Source organism: Paenibacillus sp. 2TAB19 (assembly GCF_052115185.1).
Lineage (GTDB): Bacteria > Bacillota > Bacilli > Paenibacillales > Paenibacillaceae > Pristimantibacillus.
The window spans coordinates 1-8812 of sequence record NZ_JBFRGE010000134.1; the positions used below are offsets into that span (position 1 = coordinate 1).

Annotated in this window: 7 protein-coding genes; all 7 read right to left on the reverse strand. The window is 49.6% G+C overall.

What is annotated here, in order from left to right; all coding sequences use genetic code 11:
* Nucleotides 1-258: 258 nt before the first annotated feature.
* A complete protein-coding gene (locus tag AB4Z33_RS29615) occupies nt 259-1557 on the reverse strand; it encodes a copper amine oxidase N-terminal domain-containing protein (protein ID WP_442053346.1) in 1299 nt (432 codons plus the stop codon).
* A complete protein-coding gene (locus tag AB4Z33_RS29620; protein ID WP_442053347.1) occupies nt 1547-2851 on the reverse strand; it encodes a 6-phospho-beta-glucosidase in 1305 nt (434 codons plus the stop codon). Before AB4Z33_RS29620 ends, AB4Z33_RS29615 begins: the two co-directional genes overlap by 11 nt.
* Nucleotides 2836-3828 carry an N-acetylglucosamine kinase gene (locus AB4Z33_RS29625; RefSeq protein WP_442053348.1) on the reverse strand — a complete coding sequence of 331 codons (993 nt, stop codon included), beginning with the start codon at nt 3826-3828 and terminating at the stop codon, nt 2836-2838. Before AB4Z33_RS29625 ends, AB4Z33_RS29620 begins: the two co-directional genes overlap by 16 nt.
* A gap of 130 nt (nt 3829-3958) precedes the next feature.
* A complete protein-coding gene (locus tag AB4Z33_RS29630) occupies nt 3959-5623 on the reverse strand; it encodes an extracellular solute-binding protein (RefSeq protein WP_442053349.1) in 1665 nt (554 codons plus the stop codon).
* Between the two features lie 60 nt (nt 5624-5683).
* Nucleotides 5684-6577: a carbohydrate ABC transporter permease gene (locus AB4Z33_RS29635; RefSeq protein WP_442053350.1), complete on the reverse strand. Its 894-nt coding sequence runs from the start codon at nt 6575-6577 to the stop codon at nt 5684-5686.
* 21 nt (nt 6578-6598) lie between these two features.
* Nucleotides 6599-7552 (reverse strand): ABC transporter permease, encoded by a 954-nt coding sequence (locus tag AB4Z33_RS29640; protein ID WP_442053351.1) that lies wholly within the window; start codon nt 7550-7552, stop codon nt 6599-6601.
* Nucleotides 7553-7696: 144 nt separating this feature from the next.
* Nucleotides 7697-8575, reverse strand: a complete 879-nt coding sequence (locus tag AB4Z33_RS29645) for a helix-turn-helix domain-containing protein (protein ID WP_442053352.1) — start codon at nt 8573-8575, stop codon at nt 7697-7699.
* Nucleotides 8576-8812: the final 237 nt, after the last annotated feature.

Consider the following 8812-nt stretch of genomic DNA (forward strand, 5'->3'; position numbering starts at 1 on the left):
CCCCAGCATTCAGCCCATCCCCCAGCATTCAGCCCATCAACGGTGTTGTCTATCGTTTCAACCGCTCTCACTAAATATTCGATAACGTCATGAACTTTAATGGTCATTTTTGCATATCGCTCCCCCATACATAATAAACGCATCGACGCTGCTTTCTTGCATCTTACAACAGATCCATCATCCATTCAAAGGGCAAAAAAAACAGCGGTCTCTCGCAATATGCGAAAAACCGCTGCTTAGAATGTAAAAGCTTAACCTTTACGAACGCAGCGTCAACACGACGTTCATATCGTCCAAATACAAAGTTGTAAGCCCTTCGTATCCGGAATCGCTGCCGATGATTACGAACAGCTCTCCTGCCGCATTCGCCTTCAGTGTTGCGGAATGTTTCATCGGCTTAGGCTGGAAGCCTTCTACCCCGTCATCCGGCTTCACCATATTACCGACGATCTTCATATCAGCGCCTTCTACCGACTGGTTGCCCTTATCTACGTTTACCTTATAATAGACATTTCCTTCTTCGCCTTCTTGCACGATCTTCGGCTCATGCGATACGAAGCCAGCCTTGATGCTGACCGCTTCGCCYGGTGCCCCGCCAACCCCCATCATGCCGCCGACTTGGTTCGTATATAGAGTAAACGATAACGAGGCATCATAAGTCACGTTCGGCTGTAAGCCCGTTATCTTCTTAGTCGCGTACATAAATAAATCGTCACTGCGATTCATGCCATTCAGCTTCAAGCCATAATTCATCCCATTGTCCTTAATCGGCAATAGTTCTCTTGCGTAGAGAAGCTCGTAGATATCCGGATCGTAATCAACTGGCAGATCAGCAAAGCCGCCTTGCCAGCCTTCATCACCGGCATTGAAATTGTAAGATTCCGAGATGGCGCCTGCTTCTTCGCCGTTTACCTTAATGGTTACCTTCTTCGTCTTAGCTTCCCATACCGTATCAGCACCTAATAGCCCTGCCACGCTCTTCGCGGGAACGAAAGCTTGTCCGCTTATAATTGCGACCTTTGCAGGCAGCTTAATGTTCTTCACGAATGTTCCGATGATGGAATCGTCTCCCGCTTTCAGCGAAACGGTTAATCCGCTTCTCTCAAGCCTGATGGACTTCTCGGCGGCATTCCACTCCAACTGCGCTTCAAGCCCGTCAGCCAGCGCGCGCACGGGTACCATTGCGACGCCTTTCTCGATGTAAGGCGCATTCGTAAGCTTGACCTGGCCGTTATTATTTGCTGCCGTAAGGCTGCCTATTTGGAATTGTACAGCTGGCGCTGCTTGCGCCGCCMCAAAAGCCGCTGTTGCCGGAAGCGTTGCGGTCAGCGCCGCAGCCGCTACTAGAGCAGCGATACCTTTTCGATTACGATGTTTCTTTAGGAATGACATGAGATGCACCTGCCTTATTAGATTCGTATGCGTTCTTCTTCTAAACGCACCTTCAGCCCATAATGTTGCCGCTCGAATAAATTCCAATAATCTCCTTAACCGCAAGAGGCAGCCCGCAAGATCCAATTGGATCTTGCCAAGCTGCCTCTTATCGTTAAGCTTCAAAAAACTTAGGCAAATACGCCTTATTTTGCTCCAGCATCTCCGTTAGCATCTCTTCCGCCGCGTTCGCGGAATCAACAAGCGGATGGCTGACCAATGCAAGCAGCGCCGTATCGCGGTTGCCAGTAACGGCCGCTTTGATCGCTAATGACTCGTACGTCTTCACCGCGTGAATAAGTCCTTTCACCGACTCGGGAACAATCTGGACCTGCTGCGGAATYGGTCCATCCTTCGTCACTTTGCAATTGACTTCGATGCAAGCATCATCCGGCAGGAAGTCAAGAATGCCGCCATTGCGAACGTTCAACGTCTGAATGTCTCCGATGTCGTTATAGAGCGAGTTCATTAGCTTAACGGCTGCCTCGGAGTAATAAGCCCCGCCGCGCTGTTCAAGCTGCTTCGGCTTCTCGGCAAGCTCTGGGTTTTTGTAAATTTCGAACAGCTCATCCTCCAGCCGCTTCACCGTCTCTGCTCGCGATTCACCTTTCGCGGCTGCCGCCTTCTGCTCAGTGAGCATCTCGCGATGCAAGTAGAAATATTTCAAGTAATAGGACGGAATCGCTCCAACCGACTTAATTAGACTCTCGTTCCACGCGAACTGCGGCACATTCGCCGCGGTGTATCCGCTGCGGCTGTCCAACAATTCTTCCAGCTTCGATTCGCCGTCAATCGTAATTCGGCTTACCCAATGAAGATGGTTAAGTCCGGCGAACTCGCAATAAATGCGGTCAATAGGGATGTTGTACAAGCCCGACAGCCACTTGTAAGCGGCGATCGGCGAGTTGCATAATCCAATCGACTTGATCGTCGAATGCTTATGAATCGCTTCGGTCACCATTCCCGCCGGATTCGTGAAGTTCAGCAGCCAAGCATCCGGACATAGCTCCTCCATATCCTTGCAAATATCGAGCAAGACGGGAATCGTGCGAAGCGCCTTCATCATGCCTCCGGCGCCTGTCGTTTCTTGCCCGATCATATCGTACTTGAGAGGAATAGACTCGTCCCATCCCCGTGCCTCAAGCAGCCCGATCCGCATCTGGGTCGATACGAAGTCAGCTCCGACCAGCGCGCTGCGACGATCAAGCGTCAATGACAGGTTGATCGGCAAGCCCGATTTCTCAATCATGCGCAGGGCAAGCTGTCCTACGATAGCCAGCTTATGCCTGCCCTCTAGAATATCGACAAGGACAATTTCCGTTACCGGAAATGTAGCGTAGTTCAATATAAAGCCTTCTATAAGTTCAGGGGTATAAGACGAACTGCCTCCTATAACTGCAACTTTCAATCGAGTGCCCATTCCGCGTTTCTCTCCTTTACCGCCAGATTGGCGTTCAAATGATCGTATACCGTAGATTCCACCTGCTGTCCGCTTTTCTCCATCGCCAGCAATATCGCTCCCGCAACCGGCTCCATCTCTAGAACGCGCAGCGTGCAATGGGGAGCAACCGCTTTCACTTGCTCCTCGATATAAGGCTTAATATACCTGCTGTCCCCGCGGGTAAGCACACTGCCGACCATCACTAGATCGAACGTATCATGGGTCATGTTCAGCCTGCGGATTACCGCGCTAGCCGAGATGCCTAACTCCGTGCCTTGCCTTTGCAATATTGCCCGTGCCGCTTCATCTCGGTCCGCTGCTTCGAACAGCAGCTTCGCCAGCATATGCGGCGCTCTCTTGTATTCATCAAGGTAATCATGAAACATCGCTTCTACCGAATCGAAACCAAGCATCTCAAGCGTCAGCTCCGTCAGTGCAGTTGGCTTCTCCCGTCCTTCCCAAGCACGTATTACGGCACGGAACGCTTCGACAGCCAAGTCTCCGCCGCCTCCGAAGTCACCGAACGAATACCCGAATCCTCCCACTTGTATCTCTTCGCCTAATGCATTGACGCCATAACAATTCGTACCGCTGCCGCAGATGACGACGACACCGTCCTGCTGCTTCGTGCCTGCTCTTAAGCCGATAACCGTATCGCATACGATTTGATGGTGTTCGAATCCCATTGCGGCAACCATTGGCCTCAATATTTGAAAGTCGGCTTCGCGGTCAGCTCCTGCCAGGCCGAACGTCGCGAACCGTATATCCTCGTGCTTTACATTCGCTTGCTCCATAGCCGCATGGATCGCTGCTCGAATGTTTCCGTCAGCAAGCTCTACGCTGATCTGATGATTGCCGCATCCGCTAACGCCGCGACCTATGACATGACCTGAACGGTCGGTTACGACCGCCAGCGTCTTGCTCCCTCCGCCATCGATTCCCAAGTAATATGCCAAATATGATCTCCCCTATGCGGTTACTAGGCTATTAGAGACCGGCCCTCCCCCCGTGCCGCGCCCCCATACAGGGAGCGCATGCTCGAGAAGCGATAGCCGGTCTCATCAACCTTATTGTCTCTCTTTCACGCTACTTGCTTAGTTTTGCAACGTTTTCTTGCCATCTCTCTGTTTTGTAAGCCAGAAGCTTGTCGTAACCTGCTTTCTGCGCATCATTCTCAGCTTTGTCAAGAATGGCGATAACCTCTTCATCCGAGCCTGCATTCATAACCGCTTTCGCCCTTGCTTGCTCATAGATGGAAAGAATGCTTTGTGCGATAATACCTTCCTCGGAATCGCCCGCTGGATCAAGATTTACATATTCAGTCGTATTGAATTGTGTTTTCCACGTGATCTCCGACTGCCAGTATGTCTCCCAGCTGCGCTTCTCGGCCGGCAAAGTCGATTCGAATTTGGATTTGGAATTGTCGACATATACCGTGTTGCCGTTCCATTGGAAGTTGACCGTTGAGTTCATCAGCTCGTCGCGGCCTTTCGTGTCGCTTGAGAATTTATCCGTGAAGAGCGGAGCTTCCTCAGCATCTACACCGTCCCAATACAAGCCTTCAGGTCCCCACATAATCGTACGTTGYCCTTCCGGACCTGTGAACCAATCAAGGAATGCGAAGATCGCTTCCGGATTTTTAGCGTTTTTCGTAATGACGCTGACGTTCCAGCCCAGCTGCTTGTAATCGCCAGGGAAAATTTTGTTTTTGTCCAAGCCTGCTTTATGAACCGGCCATACCATGATGTAGCCTGCTTCCGGATCTTGTGCGCTAAGCTGCGAGTTGCCGATAGCCCCGAATTCCGTAGGACTTGAAGCTACATACATCGCAACTTTGCCGCTAACGACCTTCGACTCGACTTGCTCCAGCTTCTGCGTGAATGAGTCTTGTGAAATCAGCTTCTCGCGGTACAGCTTGCTAGTGAATTGCAGCAGCTCGCGATACACGGGGTCAGCGAACAACGATACAAGCTTGTCGCCTTGCGGTACTGCCATCATGGTGTTGAACGTGAACGGACGGTTCTCCGCGAAAGCCGATACCATAACGTCCATGCCGGCAGCCGTCTGACCAAGCTCAAGCGGCACTACATCCGGGTACTTCTCCTTGACTTGCTTCAAGTACGCATACAAGTCGTCAACCGTTTCTAGACTTGGAGCGCCAAGCTCATTATAGATTTTTTTGTTAACGAGGTAACCCGAGTTGCCGTTCGGCTGCGTCGTATACCAGTTCGGGAACTGATACAGCTTGCCGTCCGGGGAACGAAGCATATCGAGCGTCGACTCGCCAGCCCATTTTTTCAAATTCGGATATTTATCCAAATAATCGTCGAACGGTACAAGCAGACCTTCTGCGCGAAGCTTCTCTACGTCTGCGCCGCGCTCCATCCACATTACGTCAGGGAGCTCCTTGGWGACGATCATCGTGCTTAGCTTGTTTTTCGCAGCACCGCCCGAGCTGATTGGCACGACGTTCACTTTTTTGTTCTCTTTGATCCATTTGGTCGCCAAATCTTCGCCCCAGACAGGCATCGTGTACCAGTCATAGTGGCCATAGAAGGAAAATTCCAGCGGCTCTTTGCCAAGCTCGTACACCTCGCTTACCTGCTCGGACCCTTCATTCCCGCCGTTGTTGCCCTTGTTAGCCGGCGGCTCATTATTGGCATTGTTAGAGCCCGAACATCCTGCAAGTGCGAGTGCCGTAACGACTGTGACTGACAATGTTGAAAGAAACGCTTTGTTCACCTTTTTCATGTTATTAAGCTCCCTTCCCCTCACTTATCTATGGTTAAGACTAATGCCTTATACCCTCGCCTATTCCTTAAGAGAACCAATTAACACGCCTTTGACAAAGTATTTCTGAACGAATGGATACACGCACAGGATGGGTACAGTAGCGACCATCATCGTTGCCATTGATAATGACTTGCTCGTTACGGTTCTCATTTTGTTCAATCTGCCTTGCGCCGCCGAGTCCATATTCTGCATTTGCTCGAGCATAATGTTCGAGTTCAGTATTTGGTTCAGCTTCGTTTGGATCGGCAGCAGGTCCGTATTGGTAATATAAATACTTGGCGTGAACCAATCATTCCAATGATAGACGGCAGTGAACAAGGCCAATGTAGCGATAACAGGACCCGACAGCGGCAATACGATCCGGAAAAAAATACCCCAGTTCGACGAGCCGTCAATTTGCGCCGACTCTTCAAGTCCTTGCGGAATGCCGTTGAAGAAGGTGCGGAATATGATCATATTCCATACGCTGATAATGCCAGGGATTACCATGACCTCGAAGGTGTCCATCAGATTCAAGCTTTGAATAAGCAAATAGCTAGGGATTAGGCCGCCGCCGAAGTACATCGTGATGACGCACATGATCATATAGAATTTGCGGCCGATCAATCCTCGCTTCGTCATGCCGTAAGCGAATATTGCCGTAGCTGCAATGGATAATACAGTACCTATAACAGTACGCTTGACAGATATGAAGAAGGCGTCGATAAGACGTTTATCCTTGAATACAACCTCATAGTTCTGCAGCGTGAACTCCCTTGGCCAGAACGTAATGCCGCCAAGCATCGTATCGGCACCCGAGTTGAATGAAATGACTGCTGCGTTCCAAAATGGATAGATGGCCGTAAAACCAAGTACAGCCAGAACGATATAGATCAATGAGACAAACATTTTATCTTCCATTGCCAGCTTCATGCCGTCACACGCCCCTTCCCTTTACCATAAGCTGTTGCCTGATTTGCGAGCCATATAGTTTGCTCCGGCCAAGAGTCCAATGCTTATCAGCGCTTTGAACAACCCGGCTGCCGTCGCATAGGAATATCTGGCATTAAGCACGCCTACACGATACACATAAGTGTCGATGACCTCGCTCACTTCACGCAGCCCCGGATTCGTTGCCAGCAGCAAAATGTCATCAAAACCGGCATTCAGCAGATTGCCGATAGCAAGGATGGAGAATACGACAATGACCGGCAAGATAGAAGGAATCGTAATCGTGAACATCTGTCTGATTCGGCTTGCGCCGTCAATGGATGCCGCTTCATAAAGATGAGGGTTAATGCCCGCAATAGCCGCCAAGTATACAATGGATGAAAACCCTATTTCCTTCCATACACCCGTCGTTACGAGAATCGACCAGAAGTACTTCGGTTCAGCGAGAAAGTTGATCGGCTCGTCGATAATATTCAATGCTTGAAGCAGCATGTTTACACTGCCGTTGTCTGTCGATAGCAGCGAGATGACGAAGCCCGACACGATGACCCACGAGAGGAAGTGGGGCAAATAACTGATCGTTTGTATGAGCCGCTTGAACACCCGGCCCCCGATCTCGTTCAACATGAGCGCTAGCAGGATCGGAGCAGGAAATCCGATTCCAAGCTTCAACAAGCTAATTACGAGCGTGTTGCGCATCACCGTCCAGAACTCTGGTGCGTTGAAGAACATTTCGAAATGTTTCATGCCAACCCACGGACTATTCATGAACCCTTTGAACAAGCTGTAATCCTGGAATGACATCAGCACCCCGTACATCGGAATGTAGCAGAACACAATGATGAAGATCAGCGCCGGCACGACCATGAGTTGAATATCCCACTGTCTGCCGATTCTTTGGAGCAGATTCGGCTTTCTGTACACTTCTTCCGCCGTCTTCACGCTCAATTGCGGCATAACATTCCCTCCCCTTCCTAGTTGCATGTAATACTCGAGTCAGTTTTCATAACATTTACGGTTAACTTGATATATTCCTATTGTAAAGCCAAGTTATAGCCTATTCCTCGCCTATACCTTTGAAAACTAACACTATCTTACTGCTCAAGAGCCATGAAATCGTCTGGACTGCTTAGGCGATGCGCCTATATGTTTTTTGAACAGTCTATTGAAATTCGATAACGTACGAAATCCGCACTCCAGGGCAACGTCCGTTATTTTCAATTGATTATTTTCGAGCATCGCGACAGCTCTCTCAAGTCGTATATGAATGAGGTACAACAGGGGCGGCATACCGACCGTCCGCTTGAAAATATCACTGAATCGCGAAGGGCTGAGATAGACGAGCGCAGCCAGCTCCTCCAGCGTCCACGGGTGGGCGAAGTTCTGTTCCATCTCGTGAATGACATAACGCATTTTATCGAGCTGGCGCTCGCTGATCTGACTTGCGGCGATAGCAGCTCCTTCGATTCTGAATTCCCGGTTGACGATCGCGAGAAACCGCAGCAGAAGTGCATATACCATCGTCGTGTAAGAACGCTGTCCACTTTCATGCTCTTCTTGCAGTTCTAATAAAAGCGCTCTCATTGTATGCATTCGCGGATGCTCGCGATCGAGCAAATTCGAGAAATTAACCCCCATTTCGCGGAATGGACTAAGCAGCTCCGGATCGAGGCGCAAGCTGCTGATGAGCCATGCCGGATCGAATGAGGTTACTTGCATAATGAGATCTTTCGTCTCATAAGCGCAATGCAAATCATTGGAGTTAATGAGCAAAATATCGCCTTCCTGAAACTCGAATTTCTGTCCGTTAATGATATAGTAGCCCGTGCCTGATTTAATGAAATTTATCTCTAGCACATCATGCCAATKGAGCTTCTGATAGTAGCTCGTCACGCCTATCGTATCTCCAATATAGAACGGATAATGCTTAGCCATTTTTACTTTTTCCCGCRGAATGTCTCCGCCTTTGAACTTCGTCATGAGCGTTGCTCCTTTACAATGTTTTCAGATAAGTAAGATAATTGTTAGGCTCATGATGTCACAAAAACTATCATTCGACAAGGGGAGTATTTACTAATATCCGAACATTCTCATCTTTCGCCTTTATACAACATGTTCTGCGCCGCATTAACACGGTTATTGGCCATAGCAACAAAAAGGCTAACCCGCCAAGTCTGTTAGGACCTGGCAGGTTAGCCTCTATCAGCAGCTCTATGC

Excerpts from the sequence above, each read along its gene's own strand:
- AB4Z33_RS29635 (WP_442053350.1), bottom strand. The coding sequence starts at position 6,577 with ATGAAGCTGGCAATGGAAGATAAAATGTTTGTCTCATTGATCTATATC.
- AB4Z33_RS29640 (WP_442053351.1), bottom strand. The coding sequence starts at position 7,552 with ATGCCGCAATTGAGCGTGAAGACGGCGGAAGAAGTGTACAGAAAGCCG.